The following is a 17,212-nucleotide window of genomic DNA, read 5'->3' as shown; positions in this document are numbered from 1 at the left end:
TTAGTTAAGCATTAAGCAAGATAACGAATCGATTCACTTACAAAAGGGATAACAGTCAAGGGTTCAAGGCTTTGCTTTGGACCCTTTGCTTTCCGGGCGCGCAAAGCAAACCCATCTCAAAGAAAGCGCAAATATGTCATAGCGTTTTCGGACGCCGGTGATAAACTGTATTTATAGTATAAGAAGTTTTGCTCTCCGCAGGCGTATCTGCTGCAAAACAGACGGAAAAAATCACAAAAAAAGCGGCGCGATCCCGAAAAAACTGTTATAATGAAAAGAGGCCGGAAAAAGGCCTGCATGTCAAACGGCAATTCGGCCTGAGACCCGTATCTTCAGGCTTCGGGCCAAAACAAATCGATAAAACGAAGGGAGTAATTGATTATGGCAAGACCGGTAACACTGATGACGGCACAATGGGGCGATATGGATTTTGAGACCCTGTGCAGGACCGCAAAGGAAATGGGCTACGACGGACTTGAGATCATGTGCTGCTCGCACATCGACCCCAAACGCGCAGCGGAGGATATGGACTACTGCAACGAGCTGAAGAGCACGATGGAAAAATACGGCCTCAAAACGTGGGCGCTCGCGGCGCACATGGTAGGCCAGTGCGTGGGCGACAAATGGGATCCGCGGCTCGATAATTTTGCTCCGGCAGAGCTTGCAGGCAAGCCGGAAGAGATCCGCAAATGGGCGATCGAGACCATGATGTATGTGCCGAAAGCGGCAAGAAATATGGGCGTAGACGTTGTAACGGGCTTCATGGGCTCGCCGATCTGGGCATACTGGTATTCCTTCCCGCAGACGACGGAGGAAATGATCGACGCAGGATTTCAGGAGATCGTGGACCTGTGGACGCCTATCTTCGACGAATTTGACAAATACAACGTTCTTTTTGCTCTGGAAGTACATCCGACGGAGATCGCGTTCGACTACTATACGGCGGAACGCCTCCTCGAGGAATTCGATTACAGGGAAACGCTGGGCTTCAACTTCGACCCGTCCCACCTGCTGTGGCAGGGCGTGAACCCGACCATCTTCCTGCGTGACTTCATCGACAGGGTATATCATGTGCACATGAAAGACGCGGCGGTCACGCTCGACGGACGTGCGGGCATCCTCGGTTCTTTCATCACGTTCGGCGATACGGCGCGCGGCTGGAACTTCCGTTCCCTCGGCCACGGCGACGTCAATTTCGAAGAGATCATCCGCGAGCTGAACCAGTACGGCTATGACGGCCCGCTTTCCGTTGAGTGGGAAGACAGCGGCATGGAGCGCATCTATGGTGCGACGGAAGCGTGCGAATTTGTACGCGGAGTGGACTTCAAGCCGTCCGACGTAGCGTTCGACAAAGCGATTGCGAACGACTAATATCTGGATTTTACCGCAGTACGCGGGAACGGAGAGCCGTTCCCGCATACATGCGCAAAAAGGAGGATACAAGCATGGAACGTAAATTGAGATACGGTATGATAGGCGGCGGCCCGGGCGCATTCATCGGCGGCGTGCACCGTGCAGCGGTACGGCTGAACGACGAAGCGGAGCTCGTAGCGGGATGCTTCTCCTATATCGAAGAAGAACGCCAGCAGGCGGGACGTGAACTGAATATCGATCCCGAGCGCAATTATACGACGTTCGAAGAAATGGCAGAGGCTGAGGGAAAGCGTGAAGACAAGATCGATTGGGTCGATATCGTGACCCCGAACCGCTTCCACTATCCGGCGGCAAAGCTGTTCCTCGAGCAGGGCATCAGCGTTGTCTGCGAAAAACCGCTGTGCTTCACGGTGGAAGAAGGCGAAGACCTCAAAAAGACCGCAAAAGAGCATGGCTGTCTGTTCTGCGTGACCTATACCTACACGGGCCACGTCATGGCGCGTCAGGCGCGTGCGATGGTGCAGAAGGGCCAGATCGGCGATATCCGCATGGTCATGGCGGAATATCCGCAGGATTGGCTTCTTGATTCGCTCGAGACGATCACGGAAGACAATAAGCCGTGGCGCGCGGACCCGAAGCTTTCCGGCCGCGGTGCATGCGTGGCGGACCTTGGAACGCATATCGAAAACTGGGTCAACTATGTAACGGGCCTCAAGATCGACAAACTGTGCTGCAACCTTGACGTGTTCGGCAAGGGCGGCGTGCTGGACAACAACGTAGAGGTCATGGTGAAATATAAAGGCGGCGCAACGGGTATGTACTGGACGTCGCAGGTCGCGATCGGCTTTGACAATGCCCTCAAGATCCGTATTTTCGGTGAAAAGGGGACCATCGAATTCGTACAGGAGGAAAACAACTACCTGCGCGTTTCCATGCGTCACGAGCCGCCGAAGATCTACAGCCGCGGCTGCGGCTACCTCGAAGAGGAAGCGAAAAAATATGTGCGCGTTCCCTGCGGCCATCCGGAAGGCCTTACGGAAGCATTTGCGAACATCTATAAGGACTTCTGCGCCGCCCTGCGCGATAAGCTCGACGGCAAGGAAGTCGACGAAGCAAGCTACGGCTATCCGACGATCGATATGGGCATCGAAGGCGTGGAATTCTCCAATAAATGCGTAGACAGCTCTGAAGCAGGCTGCACGTGGGTAACAATGGAGAAATAAATCAGGACATCAAAGGAGAAAAACGATATGAAATTTGGTATGGTATCACTTGCTTGGCAGTCGCCGTTCAGCGATCCGCTCGGGCAGTTCAAACTGGCAAAGAAATATGGCTGTGACATCTATGAGATCGTTCCCGAGGATTGGGCGACCATCGATGTGGACGCGATCAACGCCGCAAAAGCGGAAACGGGCATCGAAACGCCCACCATCACGGGCGCGTTTGGAGATACGCGCGATATGTCTTCGGATAATCCGGAATACCGCAAGGGCGGCGTCCAGTATGTGAAAGATATGGTGGATTTTGCCGTCAAGATCGGCGCGAAGGTCGTTGCCGGCCCGATGTATTCGGCGGTAGGCAAGGCGCGCCAGATCACGGAGGACGAAAAGAAGCAGGCTTGGGATTGGGCGACCGAGAACATCAAAGAGTGCGCGCAGTATGCGCAGGACAAAGGCATCAAGCTCGGTATCGAACCGCTCAACCGTTTTGAAACGGACTTTATCAACACGGTGGAGCAGGGCCTTGACCTCATCGGACGCATTGGTTACGACAATGTGGGTTTCCTGCTCGATACGTTCCACATGAACGTAGAGGAATCCAATATCCCGGCTGCGATCCGCGCTGCGAAGGGCAAAATTTTTGACTTCCACACCTGCGCGAACAACCGTGGAACACCGGGCGAGGATAACTTCAACTGGGAAGCGATCGCGGAAGCGATCAAGGACGCGGGCTATGACGAATACTGCCTGATCGAGTCCTTTACACCCGATTGCAAGGAGATCGCGAAAGCGGCGTCCGTATGGCGGCCGTTTGCAAAATCTCCGGAAGCGATCGCAGAGAACGGCATTCCGTTCCTGAAGAAAGTATTCGGATAACAAAAACGCGCCGCGCGCGGCGCGTATGGCTTTGGCGGCTCCCGCTTTTTGCGGGGGCCGTTTTTTATGCGGCTCACGGGGCAGGGCTGCGGCCTTGCTGCGCCGCTCTCTTTCATCGCAAAGCATGGCCGTCTCTATCGCCCCTGCGCATGTGTTCGTGCCGCTGATATGCTTGCTTCCGAAGCCTTGAAGCCTGTATCCCATTGGCCTGCATGGGTCAGGCTGCGCGCCGGAAAAGTACCGTCCGGAGCATATTTGCGCAGCTTTTCCGAACGCTCAAAAAATGGCCGCGCTTATGAGCGGGCGGCGGTCAAAGGGTATGGCCGCTTCACCTATTTTTCATCATCCGCAGCAGGCAAAAGGATTGACAAAAAAGGGGAGATATAGTATAGTCTAATTAAACGATTAAGAAGAGCGGAAACCACGATTTTCCGTTGCAATACAGCAACAAAAAGAGCGAAAAGGCCGCAGCAAAAGCTGTGCGCATGAGGAAGCCGGATATGGTAAGAATGAAAGACGTTGCCGAACACGCAGGTGTTTCCGTCGCAACGGTATCTAACGTCATTACGGGGAAAAACTTCGTAAGCCCCGCAGTAAAAAAAAAGTAGAAAAATCGATTGAGGAGCTGGGCTACAAGGTCAATCTGCTTGCCCGGGGCCTGAAGATCAAGCATACCTATACCATCGGGGTAGTACTTCCCGATATCACGAAGATCTTTTTCCCAAATGTGCTCAAGGGAATCGAGACGGCGGCGAAAAAGGCGGGATATAAAGTAAATTTCCTCTCCAGCGATTTTGATTTCGCAACGGAGCGGGAGAGCGTGGAATATCTGAAAGCAAGCTATGTGGACGGTATCATCATAGACTCCTGCTGCAGGGCGGAGGGCCTTGCAAAATGGGCGGGAGAGCTTGCAGAAAGCGGCGGGGAAGCGCCCTTTCATGTCGTTTCGATGGAGCAGGTGATGGATTCGTCCAAGATATCGTCGGTGCTCGTGGATTATGAAAAGCTGAGCGGGATGGCGACGGCCCATTTGATCGGGCAGGGAAAGCGGGATATCCTTTACATAAAGGTGGGGAAAGAACTCCGGCATGGACAGGAGCGTTATCAGGGGTATTTGAGCGCTCTTGCAGAGCAAGGGCTCCCTTTTCGTGAAGAGCTCGTTCTGGAAGCGGATTTTTCAGCGCTTTCCGCCTATCATGCCACCAAGCTGGCCCTCGAAAAGGGGCTCCGGTTCGACGCAGTCCAGACGACGAACGACCAGATGGCGATCGGGTCGCTCAAGGCGCTCAAGGAGGCGGGGATATCTGTTCCCGGGCAGGTGGCGATTGCAGGATGCGACAATATCTTTCCCAGCACGCTCGTAAGCCCGCAGATCACGACCATAGACCTGCCGAAGTATGAAATGGGCTATACGGCGTTCGAGGAATTGAAGCGTTTGATGGACGGCGAGGGAAAGGCGTCTCCCCGTTCCGTCATATTGGAAGCAAAGCTGGTGGTCCGGCAGTCGACCGCCGCAGACAGAGCTGGCGACTGGAACCTTTCGATGTGGTAAAAATTTTTTTGGATAAAGCACAGACGGCAAAAATATAAGGGAAAAGCAGCAATTTTTCTTGAACGGAATGCTTAATCGATTAAGCGAATAATCAATTTCTATCCGCCTGCGCAGCGGATGAATCAAAATAACGAAGACCAAAAAGAAGCGGTAGCTTTTGAACGGGCAAAAAGGAGAGGTGAAAACTATGAAAAAAGTATCGATCGGTAGTTGGGCGTATGTATTCGGAGCATTCGAAGAAAACCCGGTGCTGCTTCCGCAGCTGTGCGAAAAGCTGCATGAGCTGGGATTCGACGGCATCAGCATGGGCGGCTTCAAGCCGCACGCGAATCCGGAGCTTTATGACACGCCGGAAAAACGGGAAGAGCTGAAGCAGCTCCTGAAAAAATATGATCTGGAAGTCGCGGATTTCGCCTGCGACCTGTGGAGTCTCGACTCCTTGAAGCAGCCGGAGGAATGGATCGCCCTGTTTGAGAAGAACGCGGAATTTGCGTCGCAGATGGGCTTCAAGATGATCCGGGTCGATTCTGGTACGGAGCCGGTCCTGCCGGAGGGCATGACCTACGAGCAGGCGCGCGCGAAAATTGTGGATAACTTCAAGCGCATCGCAAAGATCGCGCAGAAATACGGCCTCGAGGTCGTTTGGGAATTCGAGCCCGGCTTCATGATCAACGAGCCGAAATACATCGTTGAAACGTACGAAGCAGTAAACGAGCCGAACTTCAGCATTCTGTTCGATACCTGCCACGGCTATATGTCGGCAGTCGTCGGCGCGCGCCACATCGAGCCGAACAAGCTCGAGGGCGGCCTCGTAGAATTTATAGAAATGCTGAAAGGCAAGATCGGCCTTGTGCACGTCATCGATTCGGACGGTACGCTCAACGTGGCGAATACGAGCACACACGCGCCGTTCGGCCTCGGCAAGGTGGATTTTGACGAGGCGATCCCGGCTCTGCTCGAAAAAGCGGACTATAAGGGCGACTGGTGGGCGATCGACCTGTGCGAGTGGCCGGACGCTTGGAACGTAACGGCGGACTGCAAGGCGTTCGTAGATCAGTTCAACAAAAAATACTGCGGCTGAGGAAAGGCAGAAAAATGGAAACAAAAGAAATCAGAAATATATTGGAACGCGGAGAGGGCATCCTCTCTATGGCGCCCACATGGGTGCCCCGTCCGTTCAATAGGCCGGGCAAGCGCATCCGCCTGCATCCGGACGACTATTACGCGATGGGTCTGAAGCGCGGCGCGATCGTAGAACGCTGGTTCTCGTCCATCACAAAGGTGGAAACGGAGGGCGCGGAAGAATTTGAAGGCATGAGCTTTGTCAATGTGGACGGAAACGCCGACCACAAGGTCCTGTTCAAGGACTTTGTAGACGCGCTCGGCGCGGAGCTGATCGGCGAAAAGCTGATGGAGGATTACGGCACATGGCCGATGTATTCCAAATTTTACGACTACAACGAGCCACTGTTCCATCATGTGCACCACCGCGAGGAAGCGTGTGCGAAGGTCGGCGTGATGCCGAAGCACGAGCACTACTTCTTCCCGAAGCAGTATAACAACCATCTTGGCATCCGTCCTGTGACGTATTTCGGGTTCGACCCGTCTGTCACGAAGGAACAGGTCAAAGAGCGCCTGTCCAAATTCGAAACAGCGGACGGACGTATCCTCGAGCTTTCCCGCGCGTTCCGCGTAGAGCTCGGAACGGGCTGGTTCACGCCCGCAGGCGTCGTTCATGCGCCCGGCTCGCTGTGCACCTATGAGCCGCAGTGGAACAGCGACGTTATGGCAATGTGGGAAAACGTCGTGGAGGGAGAAGTGTTCGACTATTCGAGCCTGTGCGGTTATGTTCCGGCAGGAAGCGAACGCGACCTCGACGTCATCATGGACGCGGCGGACTGGGAGCTCAACACGATCCCGAATTACCGCGAGAAGTTCTTCCGCCCGCCGGTCACGGACGAAGTGGGCGAGGGCTATAAGCAGGACTGGATCTGCTACGGAAACGACTACGTCGCGGCAAAAGAACTGACGGTAGAGCCGGGCGCGGAGGTCCTCATCAAGGATGCGGCGGCATACGGCTGCCTTGCGGTGCAGGGCCACGGGCAGTTTGGTAAATTCGTGGTCGAATCCCCGACGCTCATTCGCTATGGGCAGCTGACGGCGGACGAGTTTTTCGTATCGAACGCGCGCGCAAAGGAAGGCGTGCTCATCAAAAACACGTCGCCTGTGGAGCCGCTCGTTATCTTAAAGCACTTTGGGCCGGACTGCGGAATGCCCCAGATGGACTGAACGCAGGCGTGGCATAAAGCGTGTCGCAAGACAGAAAGGGAAAATAGATGAAAGGAAAAATGAAAGTCCAGAATTTTTATGAACCGATGGTCATGAAGCTGGAGGAGCACGATATCCCCCAGATCGCAGACAACGAGGTTCTCATCAAAGTAAAGGCCGTGGGTATCTGCGGCTCCGATATATCCTATTATTATGGGCACAGCCCGCTCGATACGCCGAACGGCAAGGGACCGATGTATCTCGGGCACGAAGCGTCCGGTGTGGTCGCAGAGGTGGGAAGCATCCCGCGGAGCCTCGGGCTCTTCAAGGAGGGAGACCGCGTGGCCCTGAACCCGGTGCAGCAGTGCAACGCCTGCCCGGCATGCATGCGCGGAGAATTCAATACATGCAGCCATGTGGAAACGATCGGCGTTTCGGTAAACGGCTGCTTTGCGGAATATGTTAAGGTAAAATATACGCACGTCTATAAGATACCGGATGAGGTCAGCTTTGAGGATGCGGCGCTCGCAGAGCCGCTTGCCTGCGCGACGCACGCCATCGAGCGCCTTGACGTACGGCTCGGCCAGACGGTCGTGGTCTATGGAACAGGCGGGATCGGCCTCATGCAGGCACAGCTCGCGAAGGCGGCGGGCGCAGGCAAGGTCATCGTCGTCGCACGGAAAGACTATGGCCTCAAAAAAGCATTGGAATGCGGCGCGACGCACGTCATCAACAACACGGATACGAGCTCTGAATATTATGCTGCGGACGTTGCCGCCCGCGTTGCGGAAATCAACGGCGGAGTACCCGCTCCCCGCGCGATCGTCGCGACGAGCAACATGGATGCGCTTCAGGATGCCATCAAGGTAACGGGCCCGTGCTCGACCATCGTTTACTTCGGCCTGCCCGGTCCGGAGGATAAGCTTCAGGTTCCGGTGCTCGACGCCATCCAGTCTGAGCGTACGCTGAAATTCGCATGGCTCGCTCCGCTCGTATGGGACGAAGTGTTTGCGGTCATCGCCTCCGGGCAGGTGGATCTTTCCCCCATCATCACGCACCGTTTCTCGCTCGAGGATGCGGAAAAAGGCATCGTGTTCATGAAGGAAGCAAAAGAGCCGAAGATCAAAGGCGTTATTGTAATGGATTAAAATACGGGAAACAGCGGCGCGCGCATTCTTCCCGGATGCGCGCATCCGTCTGCCCGGAAAACAGGACAGGAGAAATAAGATAAATGGCACTTGATACAAAAGAAACCGTACTGAGAGCACGCAAAAACGGGGTCGTGATCCCGGCGTTCAACATTCCTCACCTCCCGATGCTCAAGGCTGTCGTAGAGGCGATCCGGGACGAGGATTCCGTCGCTATGATCGAAGTGGCGCGCGTGGAATGGGAAAAATTCAGCGCGCAGAGCCTTGAAGCGGTTGCGGAGGAATATCGGAAATACGCGGACGAAAAGCGCACCATGCTGCATCTCGACCATGTTCCGGTCATAGATGAGGATTATAAAAAGGTAGACTATATGCCGATCATCGAGCGTGCGGTGAAGGCGGGCTTTGGCTCCGTTATGGTAGACGCTTCCCGGCTGTCCTTTGAGGAAAATGCCGCGGCGACGAAGCAGGTCGCAGACAGGGCACACGCGGCAGGAATACCCTGCGAGGCGGAGCTCGGCGCGGTCATGGGGCACGAGAGCGGCGAAATGATGCCCTATGAGGAGATTTTTGCCACCAAAACGGGCTTCACGAAGCTCGACGAAGCGAAGCGGTTCGTACAGGAAAGCGGCTGCGACTGGCTCTCCGTCGCGGTCGGAAATATTCACGGGGCGATCGCAGACGCGACGCGCGACCAAAAGAAGCCGACGGCGCGCCTTGACGTAGAGCATATCGCGGCGCTGCATGAAGCGACGGGCATACCGCTCGTGCTGCACGGCGGCTCGGGCATCGATCCGGAATATATCCGCGCGGGCATCAAGGCGGGTATCGCGAAGATCAATGTGGGCACGGAAGTGCGGCAGGTGTATGAAGCGGCGCTGAAAGAAAGCGGAAACGATATCGAAGCGGGCCGTAAGGCAGTTTATGACGCGGTACGCGCACTGCTGCACGATACGCTCCGCATCAGCGGGACCCGGAGCCTTTTATACGGAGAATGATTGCTTATGATAAGCGGCCGGCAGGGAACAGACAGCATAGGAAGGCATATTATTTTTCCTGCGCGGCAGCTTATTGTAATAACCTGTCCGCCGCAGAAAAGAGCGGACATGAAAAGGAAACGGCGGCGCAAAAGAAACCCTTTTGCGCCGTTTTGCCAAAAAATTTCAAAACAAGGGGCTGTGCCCCGCAAAGCAGGAGGATAAGCCATGAATTTCTGCGGACTCGACGTAGGAACGAGCGGCGTGAAAGCAGTCGTTTTTGACGAAACGGGCAGACAGGCCGCAGCCGCATACCGCGCCTATGGAACGCAATACGACCCGGACGGCCTGCGCGGCCTTGACCCGCGCGCCATGTGGGAAAAAACAAAGGAAGTGCTCGCGGAAGCATGCGCGAAAGCCGGAGGGATCGACGCGCTTGCGGCGGCTTCGTTCGGCGAGGCGTTCGTTGTGCTGGACGACAGGGACGAACCGCTGCACGACATCATGATCTTTACGGACCCGCGCGGCGAGACGGAATTCCTGCGCGCGTCGCAGGGGCTGCCGCAGGAAGAGATCGCGGCTGTCTGCGGCCTCCCGTTTTCTCCGACCTACAGCATTTCCAAGCTGCTTTATCTGAAAGAGAAGAAGCCGGAGCTGTACGGACGGGCAAAGCGCGTTTTATTCATCGAGGACTATGTGGGCTATATGCTCAGCGGGAACGCGGCAGTCGATTATTCGGTGGCCGCGCGTTCCATGCTGTTCGATGTGAAGAACTATATATGGAGCGAACGGATGACCGGCCATTTTGGGATCGATGCGGGCCTGTTCTCCGCGCCTGTTCCGGCGGGCACGGAGATCGGCACGGTGCGTCCGTCTCTCGCGCGGGAGCTGGGACTGCCTGAGGGAATGAAGGTGGTCGCGGGCGCGCACGACCAGCCGGCCTCGGCGATCGGCGCGGGTCTTGCGCCGGGCAGCGTCGTCTGCTCGATGGGCACTTCCGAATGTATGACGCCCGTTTATAAAGGCATGTTCAAGCCGGACGCGATTTTGCAGAACGGGCTCCCCTGCGAGCCAATCTGGAATGATGGAACGTATTGTACGCTGGCCTATAATCCGTCGTGCGGCGTACTCATTGAATGGTTCTTCCGCACGTTCGCTGCGGAGGAAACAGAGAGGAGCGGGCCGCCCTTTGCGTTGTTTGAGGAGAATTTCCCGAGCAGGCCGACGAAGCTGATGGTGCAGCCCTACCTTACAGGCAGCGGCACGCCGTATCTCGACGCGCATGCGCGGTTCGCCGTTTTGGGCGCAGGCCTTGAAACGACGCGCTATGACCTATACCGTGCGGTACTCGAGGGCCTTGTGCTCGACCAATATCTGAACAAGGAAACACTGCACGCGCAGGGCGTTGAGGTAGAAAGCCTTGTGTGTGTGGGCGGCGGAAGCAAAAGCAGGCCGTGGCTCAGGCTCAAGGCGGATATGATGCAGATACCGGTCTCTACCCTTACATGCAGCGAAGCGGGTGCGCTTGGCTGCGCGGCCCTGTGCGCGGCCTCCACGGGTGCATATAGCTCCGTAGCGGAAGCGGCGGGGCGCATGGCGCAAAAAAAGGATACGATCGAACCGGATCCGGAATATCGGGAGCTTTACCGGGAAAAATTCGAGGAATACCGCACGCTCCACGCGCGGCTCGTGAAGCAGTAAAAACGGTCAAAAAAGAGCGCGCCCTGCGGCGCGCTCTTTTTTCGTTTTCCTGTTATTTTCCGTTCAGACTCCGGTAAAGCTCCATCGCGTCTGCCGCGGTGCGCATCCCGTCCGAAGCGCCGTCCGCAGAAAGCGAGCATGCCGCGGAGGCGATGCCAAGGCGTATCGCGTCCTCCAAGGACTGACCCTTATATGCGGCGTAGAGCACGCCCGAGCAGAACGCATCGCCTGCGCCCACCGTGCCCTTGATATATCCTTCCGGGAGCCGGAGGCTCGGAAGCTCGACAAAATTTCCGTCCGCGTCCATTCCATAGCCGACCTCAGGACAGTGAATGACCACCCATGTGGAAACGCCCATTTCAAACAGGCTGCGGAGCGCTTTCGGAAGATTTTCCGTGATCAGCTTTTCATCCGCGTCGCGCAGCGGGATGCCCGTCGCGTTCTGTGCCTCAAGCTCATTGATGATGCAGTAGTCCGTGAATTTAAGCGCCGGAGGCACGAGCCGCGCAAAGCGGTCACCCGTTTCGCTCACGACGTCGATAGAGGTCTTGATACCCGCCTGCTTCGCACTGTGCAGCAGCCGCGCCATTTTCGTGCCGTATTCCGCATCCTCCTCATCGAGCGTATCGAGCAGGAGGATATAGCCGATGTGCAGCAGGGAAGCGTCGATCTTACTCCAATCAAAATCCGCCTCGCACAGCTGCGCGTTCGCGCCGCGGTATTGGAAGAATGTACGCTGCTTGGTCGTGCTTTCGGCCATGACGGCAGTAAAGGAGGTCTTGCCCTCGCGGATCATGCCGTCTGTCCTGATGTTCGGGAACCGCTCCATCTCGCTCAAAATAAGGTCTCCCTCTGCATCGTTCCCGATGCGGCCGACCGCTGAAAGAGGGAGCGCAGGGTCAAGGTGCGCAAGATCGAGGATCACATTGCAAAGGGCGCCGCCCGTCGCGCGCGAGATGCCCTCGGTAATGGTGGTAAGCTCGCCCTTGCCCGGATAGCATTCGATGGGATACAGGATATCGATGATCGCGTTTCCTGCAACGCAAATACCTTTTTCCATAAAAATCTCCTTTGAAAGACCGGAAAAGCAGAAGAAAAGCTGCATACCGGTATATTCTGATGTTTTTGTGATGATTCTATTTTACAAAAAAAGGCCGCGCCGGATATGACAGGTTTGCCATTTTTGCAAGACCGATTTGTCTCAAATCAAAAAATATGACAAAAAAGCAAAAAAGTAATAGATAAGATCGGGAAAACCTGTAAATATCAAGGGGAAAGCAACAGATAGAAAACAAAACTGTCCCGGAAAAAAAGCAAAGATGTGCGGGAAGAGGGAAAAAAGAGGGGATATAATAAAGGCAGCATGGAAAGAAAGGCCGTTCGGCCGGAAAAAAAGGGAACCAAAGGAGGAAAAAAGGATGGCAAAATTCAGGTTTACGGTAGGACCGTGGAACGTGCACGAGGGAAACGAGACGTTCGGGCCGGGGATCAGGCCGACGGTGCCGTTTGAGGAGAAGATCAAAACATTCGCGGAGATCGGGATGGACGGAGTGCAGTTCCATGACGATGACGCGGTGCCGGATATGAACAATATGACGGAAAAGGCGATCGTGGATTACGCGAAGGACGTCAAAGCGATGCTGGACAAATACGGTCTGTTCGCGGAATTCGTGGCGCCGCGGCTGTGGTTCGACGCGCACACGAACGACGGGGGCTTCACGGCGAGCCGGAAGGAGGACTATGATTTTGCGATCTGGCGGGCGCTGCGGTCGGTAGATATCGCAAAGGCGCTGGGGACGAACAAGGTGCAGCTGTGGCTGGCGCGCGAGGGAACGCTGTGCGCGGAGGGGAAAAACCCGGTCGAGAAGATCAGGCAGCTGAGGGACGCGTTCGATACGATCCTGAAATACGACCCGGACGTGCAGATACTGGTAGAGCCGAAGCCGAACGAGCCGATCGACCGGAGCTACTGCGGGACGGCAGGGCATGCGCTTGCGGTAGGAGCGCAGACGGTGGATCCGTCGCGGGTAGGACTGTGCATCGAGAGCGCGCATTCGATCTTAGCGGGTCTTGACCCGGCGGCGGACATGGCGTTCGCGATCGCGTGGGGGAAGCTGTGGGGAGTACACCTGAATGACCAGAACGGGATCAAATACGATCAGGACAAGACGTTCGGAGCGGAGAACCTGAGGGCATGCTTCAATCAGGTGAAGGTGCTGTATGAAAACAACTTCGGCGATAACGGGGAATGCGTAGGACTCGACGTAAAGGCGATGCGGACGCAGCCGGCGGAGGACTGCTACCGCCACATCATCAACAGCAAGCGCGTATTCGAGCTGCTGCTTGAGAAGGTGAAGAAGTTCGACTATAAGTTCCAGGAGGAGTGCGTGAAGACGCAGAACTTCGAGAAGCTTGAGATGTATGTGATCGAGCTGCTGCTGAACGGCTGAGAGGAAGACAAAGGAACGGCGGACATCCCTGCCGATACCGTGCCGCAGACGAACAGGCAGGCTCTGAAAAAGTGTCCGGCCGCGCAGCGGGCGGCAAGACTTTTTTGAAAAACGCAGCATTGGCGGAGCATTCCGCCAATGCTTTTGCCGTTTTGCGGCTTTAAAATAAACACGACACAGCGGAGGATAAACATGAAACAGGCGGTAATGTATGGAGCGGGAAACATCGGAAGAGGTTTCATCGGAAAAACGCTTTCAGAAAGCGGGTATGAGGTGTGCTTTCTCGATATCGTGCCCGAGGTGATCGACGCATTCAACAAAGACCACGAATACCGGGTACGCATCGTTTCAAACGAAGGACAGAAGGTAGATACGGTCAAAAATGTGCGCGCGGTGAACGCGAATACGGAAGAGGCCATCGAGACCATCGCGGCGTGCGATATCATGGCGAGTGCCGTCGGCGTCAACGTGCTGCCGCATATCGCGGAAAATATTGCAAAGGGAATGCGGCTGCGCATGCAGAGAAGCGGCCGGCCGCTCGATATCATCCTCGCGGAAAACCAGCTTGATGCGGATAAGATCATGCGCGGGTATATCTATCAGTATCTGACGGAGGAGGAAAAGAAGTGGGCGGATGAAAATCTGGGACTGGTGGAAGCATCCATTGGGCGTATGGTTCCGCCGCTCACGCCAGAGGAGCGCGCGGGCGACCCGCTGCTCATCGCGGTGGAGCCCTATTGCCAGCTTCCGGTGGATAAGGAAGCGTTCCGGGGCGGTATTCCGGATATCGTGGGGCTGATCCCCTATGCGCCGTTTTCGTTCTATATCCGGCGCAAGCTCTTTATCCACAACATGGGGCACGCGATATGCGCCTATCTCGGCTGGCTGAAAGGCTATGAATATATCTGGCAGGCAGTCGCGGACGAAGAGATCAAAGCGGCCGCGCAGGCTGCGATGGACGGCAGCGCGGCGGCGCTCAGCAAGGAATACGGCGTGCCGGAAAGCGAGCTGAAAGAGCATGTGCGCGACCTTCTTTCCCGCTTCGGCAATCAGGCGCTCCGCGATACGACGGTGCGCGTGGGCGCAGACCCGGTGCGCAAGCTGCGCCGGGACGACCGTCTCGTGGGCGCGGCGCTCTATTGCATGGAGCAGGGCGTCGCTCCGGACATGATCGTACGCGGCATTGCGGCGGCGCTGAAATTCGCGCCCGAGGGCGACAAAGCGGCAGAAAAGCTGCAGGCGGCGCTGAAGCAGGACGGGCTCGACGCCGTGATCGAAACCTATATGGGCATTCCAGCCTCAGGAGAGCTCGCGCAGCTCATCAAAAAAGAAATGGCGTAAACGGAAAGGAAAAAGGCTGCTTTCCCGCGACCCGGAAAACAGCCTTTTTTTGTTGCGGACAGGCGCCGGTTTCCTTTGAAGATAAAACCATTGAACGAAAGAAAAAACGGGGGTAAAATAATATCCGGAAACGAAAGGAACGGTATTTATGGGGCTAATCGGCAGAAAACCAAAGGGAAAATGCCCGCCCGGAACGGCGAAAAAGGCGCTGCGGGCGGCGTTTCCCCATACGCTTCCCATCTTTGCAGGCTTCTGGTTTCTGGGCCTCACATATGGGATCTATATGAACGCGTGCGGGTTCAGCTTTTGGTATCCGATGCTGATGAGCCTGACTATTTTTGCGGGCTCGATGGAATTTGTGGCGGTGAACCTGCTGATGGGAGCGTTCGATCCGCTTCAGGCCTTTGCCATGACGCTGATGATCAACGCACGCCACCTGTTCTACGGACTTTCCATGCTGGACAAATATAAGGGAACGGGCTTAAAAAAGCCCTATCTTATCTTCGGCATGTGTGACGAAAGCTTTTCCATCAATTACACCGCAAAAATACCGGCGGGGGTGGATAAAGGTTGGTTCATGTTTTTCGTGACGCTGCTCAATCATATCTATTGGTTCTCCGGCTCGACGCTTGGCGGCATTTTCGGATCCCTGCTCCAGTTCAATACGGAGGGCCTTGAATTTGTGATGACAGCCATGTTCGTCGTCATTTTCCTCGAGCAATGGCTGAAAGAAAAAAACCATACCGCCGCACTGCTCGGCCTCGGGCTGTCCCTCCTGTTCCTCATCGCGTTCGGGGCGGACGGTTTTATCCTGCCCGCCATGCTGGCGATCCTCGGCGTATTGACGCTGCTCCGCAGGCCTATCGAGCGGGGAGGTGATGCCGCATGACGGAAATGACGCTCACCCAGCAAATTGTTACGGTCGCCGTCATCGTGGGAGGTACGATGCTCACGCGCTTTCTGCTTTTCCCGGCAGGGAAGAGTACGCCGAAATTTGTGCAGTACCTTGGGAAGGTGCTTCCCGCCGCGGTGTTTGGCCTGCTCATCATCTATTGCCTGAGGAACGTCTCCGTTTTTACGGGAAGCCACGGCATTCCCGAATTGATCGCGATCGGCGTCGTCGTGGGTCTGCACCTGTGGAAGCGGCAGATGCTCCTTTCTATCGCTGGCGGAACGATATGCTATATGCTGCTCGTGCAGCTCGCGTTTTGAGAACGGGAGGAAGATGGTCTATGAAAAGAGGAGAAGGCGCCTGCCTCGTGTGCGGACAGCCGCTGCAATACTTCAGGGAAGCGCGGGAAATGGAATGCAGCGTGTGCCATGGGAAATTCAAGAGCTATGCAAGCTGCAAGCAGGGGCACTATGTGTGCGACGCGTGCCATGAGAAAAAAGGGCTTGAGGCAGTCATGCGGGAATGCGGGGAAAGCGGGTCGAAAGACCCGATCCATATCATACAGACGGTCATGCAGGACCCTTACCTCTATATGCACGGGCCGGAGCATCATGTGCTCGTGGGCACGGCGCTGCTTACCGCCTACCATAACGCGGGCGGGGAGCTTGACCTTGCGGCCGCCCTGCGGGAAATGGAAGCGAGGGGAAGCGGATATCCCGGCGGGGCATGCGGGCTGTGGGGCTGCTGCGGCGCGGCGGTCAGCACGGGCATATTCGTCAGCATCGTGACGGGGGCGACGCCCCTGAGCGGAAAGCCGTGGAGCCTCGCCAATCAAATGACGGCGCGTGCGCTCGATGCGGTCGCACAGCTTGGCGGACCGAGGTGCTGCAAGCGAAATTCATTCACAGCCGCACAGGAGGCCGTCCTATTCACACAGGAAAACTTAGGTGTTTCAATGAAGCTGCCCGAAAAGATCGTCTGTAGGTTTTCGGATGAAAACAAGGAATGCATCGGGAAAAAGTGTCCATATTATCAGAAAAAATGGGAACGGTAGATTCAAGCGACGTAAGGAAAAGACTTCTGAAGGGAAACCGCATTCTGTTTACGAGAGATAGCCCGTGCCTAAAGGAGCTGCTTTGTATGCTCCGCGGACAGACGCGCAGAGCAGTGGTGCTGTGGGCGCTTGCCTGTGCGGAGGAAACGGGGCTTTGGCTGTCCAAACGTTTGCTGGACGACACAAGGCCTCAAACGGCGCTGCGGCCGTACGGGAATATGGGATAGATACCTGTGAAAATGCCGTGCGCGATAGGCTGACTTTCTACAAAGAGCGCATGGAATGGTGCAAAAGGATGGAATGCGGAAGAAAATGGGCCTCCTTTCTCCAAACCGGAGGTCCCAACCGGGAGTGGCTGT

The 17,212-nt window shown here is 55.9% G+C and carries 18 protein-coding genes; 17 read left to right on the top strand and 1 reads right to left on the bottom strand.

Annotated features, from left to right (window positions below; translation table 11 throughout):
* Positions 1-381: 381 nt before the first annotated feature.
* From PUP29_RS07740 to PUP29_RS07690, 11 genes are all read left to right on the top strand, one after another.
* Positions 382-1,371: a sugar phosphate isomerase/epimerase family protein gene (locus PUP29_RS07740; protein ID WP_079546418.1), complete on the top strand. Its 990-nt coding sequence runs from the start codon at positions 382-384 to the stop codon at positions 1,369-1,371.
* Between the two features lie 74 nt (positions 1,372-1,445).
* Positions 1,446-2,597 carry a Gfo/Idh/MocA family protein gene (locus tag PUP29_RS07735; RefSeq protein WP_353422895.1) on the top strand — a complete coding sequence of 384 codons (1,152 nt, stop codon included), beginning with the start codon at positions 1,446-1,448 and terminating at the stop codon, positions 2,595-2,597.
* A 27-nt stretch (positions 2,598-2,624) separates the two neighbouring features.
* Entirely contained in the window at positions 2,625-3,470 is an 846-nt protein-coding gene (locus PUP29_RS07730; protein WP_079546420.1) for a TIM barrel protein, read from the top strand.
* 66 nt (positions 3,471-3,536) lie between these two features.
* The gene (locus PUP29_RS07725) at positions 3,537-3,857 is read left to right on the top strand and encodes a hypothetical protein (RefSeq protein WP_353422894.1); all 321 of its coding nucleotides are present in this window, start codon (positions 3,537-3,539) and stop codon (positions 3,855-3,857) included.
* A 113-nt stretch (positions 3,858-3,970) separates the two neighbouring features.
* Entirely contained in the window at positions 3,971-4,078 is a 108-nt protein-coding gene (locus tag PUP29_RS07720) for a LacI family DNA-binding transcriptional regulator (RefSeq protein ID WP_353422892.1), read from the top strand.
* A gap of 8 nt (positions 4,079-4,086) precedes the next feature.
* The gene (locus PUP29_RS07715; protein ID WP_353424072.1) at positions 4,087-5,022 is read left to right on the top strand and encodes a LacI family DNA-binding transcriptional regulator; all 936 of its coding nucleotides are present in this window, start codon (positions 4,087-4,089) and stop codon (positions 5,020-5,022) included.
* A 187-nt stretch (positions 5,023-5,209) separates the two neighbouring features.
* On the top strand, positions 5,210-6,103 hold the full coding sequence (locus PUP29_RS07710) for a sugar phosphate isomerase/epimerase family protein (protein ID WP_079546424.1): 894 nt from the start codon (positions 5,210-5,212) through the stop codon (positions 6,101-6,103).
* A 14-nt stretch (positions 6,104-6,117) separates the two neighbouring features.
* On the top strand, positions 6,118-7,311 hold the full coding sequence (locus tag PUP29_RS07705) for a hypothetical protein (protein WP_079546425.1): 1,194 nt from the start codon (positions 6,118-6,120) through the stop codon (positions 7,309-7,311).
* 47 nt (positions 7,312-7,358) lie between these two features.
* Positions 7,359-8,438 (top strand): zinc-dependent alcohol dehydrogenase, encoded by a 1,080-nt coding sequence (locus PUP29_RS07700; RefSeq protein ID WP_079546426.1) that lies wholly within the window; start codon positions 7,359-7,361, stop codon positions 8,436-8,438.
* Positions 8,439-8,521: 83 nt separating this feature from the next.
* Entirely contained in the window at positions 8,522-9,436 is a 915-nt protein-coding gene (locus PUP29_RS07695; RefSeq protein ID WP_079546427.1) for a class II fructose-bisphosphate aldolase, read from the top strand.
* A gap of 207 nt (positions 9,437-9,643) precedes the next feature.
* Complete coding sequence (locus tag PUP29_RS07690; protein WP_353422891.1) at positions 9,644-11,116, top strand: FGGY-family carbohydrate kinase; 1,473 nt, start codon at positions 9,644-9,646, stop codon at positions 11,114-11,116.
* A 52-nt stretch (positions 11,117-11,168) separates the two neighbouring features.
* Here PUP29_RS07690 and PUP29_RS07685 read toward each other — a convergent pair whose 3' ends face one another.
* The gene (locus tag PUP29_RS07685) at positions 11,169-12,176 is read right to left on the bottom strand and encodes a carbohydrate kinase family protein (protein WP_353422890.1); all 1,008 of its coding nucleotides are present in this window, start codon (positions 12,174-12,176) and stop codon (positions 11,169-11,171) included.
* Between the two features lie 358 nt (positions 12,177-12,534).
* On the opposite strand from PUP29_RS07685, the gene PUP29_RS07680 reads away from it, so the two are divergent.
* The 6 genes from PUP29_RS07680 (at position 12,535) to PUP29_RS07655 (ending at position 17,080) form a co-directional block, all read left to right on the top strand.
* A complete protein-coding gene (locus PUP29_RS07680; protein ID WP_079547813.1) occupies positions 12,535-13,566 on the top strand; it encodes a TIM barrel protein in 1,032 nt (343 codons plus the stop codon).
* Positions 13,567-13,758: 192 nt separating this feature from the next.
* Positions 13,759-14,907, top strand: a complete 1,149-nt coding sequence (locus PUP29_RS07675; RefSeq protein ID WP_353422889.1) for a mannitol dehydrogenase — start codon at positions 13,759-13,761, stop codon at positions 14,905-14,907.
* Between the two features lie 148 nt (positions 14,908-15,055).
* A complete protein-coding gene (gene azlC / locus PUP29_RS07670; protein ID WP_079546432.1) occupies positions 15,056-15,796 on the top strand; it encodes an azaleucine resistance protein AzlC in 741 nt (246 codons plus the stop codon).
* 5 nt (positions 15,797-15,801) lie between these two features.
* A complete protein-coding gene (locus PUP29_RS07665) occupies positions 15,802-16,119 on the top strand; it encodes a branched-chain amino acid transporter permease (protein WP_353424071.1) in 318 nt (105 codons plus the stop codon).
* Between the two features lie 20 nt (positions 16,120-16,139).
* Positions 16,140-16,853, top strand: a complete 714-nt coding sequence (locus PUP29_RS07660) for a DUF5714 domain-containing protein (protein ID WP_079546434.1) — start codon at positions 16,140-16,142, stop codon at positions 16,851-16,853.
* 86 nt (positions 16,854-16,939) lie between these two features.
* Positions 16,940-17,080, top strand: a complete 141-nt coding sequence (locus tag PUP29_RS07655) for a putative immunity protein (protein WP_353422888.1) — start codon at positions 16,940-16,942, stop codon at positions 17,078-17,080.
* The last annotated feature ends 132 nt before the right edge of the window (positions 17,081-17,212 follow it).

This window comes from Christensenella massiliensis, from assembly GCF_040409835.1.
GTDB lineage: Bacteria > Bacillota > Clostridia > Christensenellales > Christensenellaceae > Christensenella > Christensenella massiliensis.
Note: the sequence above shows the minus strand (reverse complement) of the source record. Positions and strands in the feature narration are given on the sequence as shown.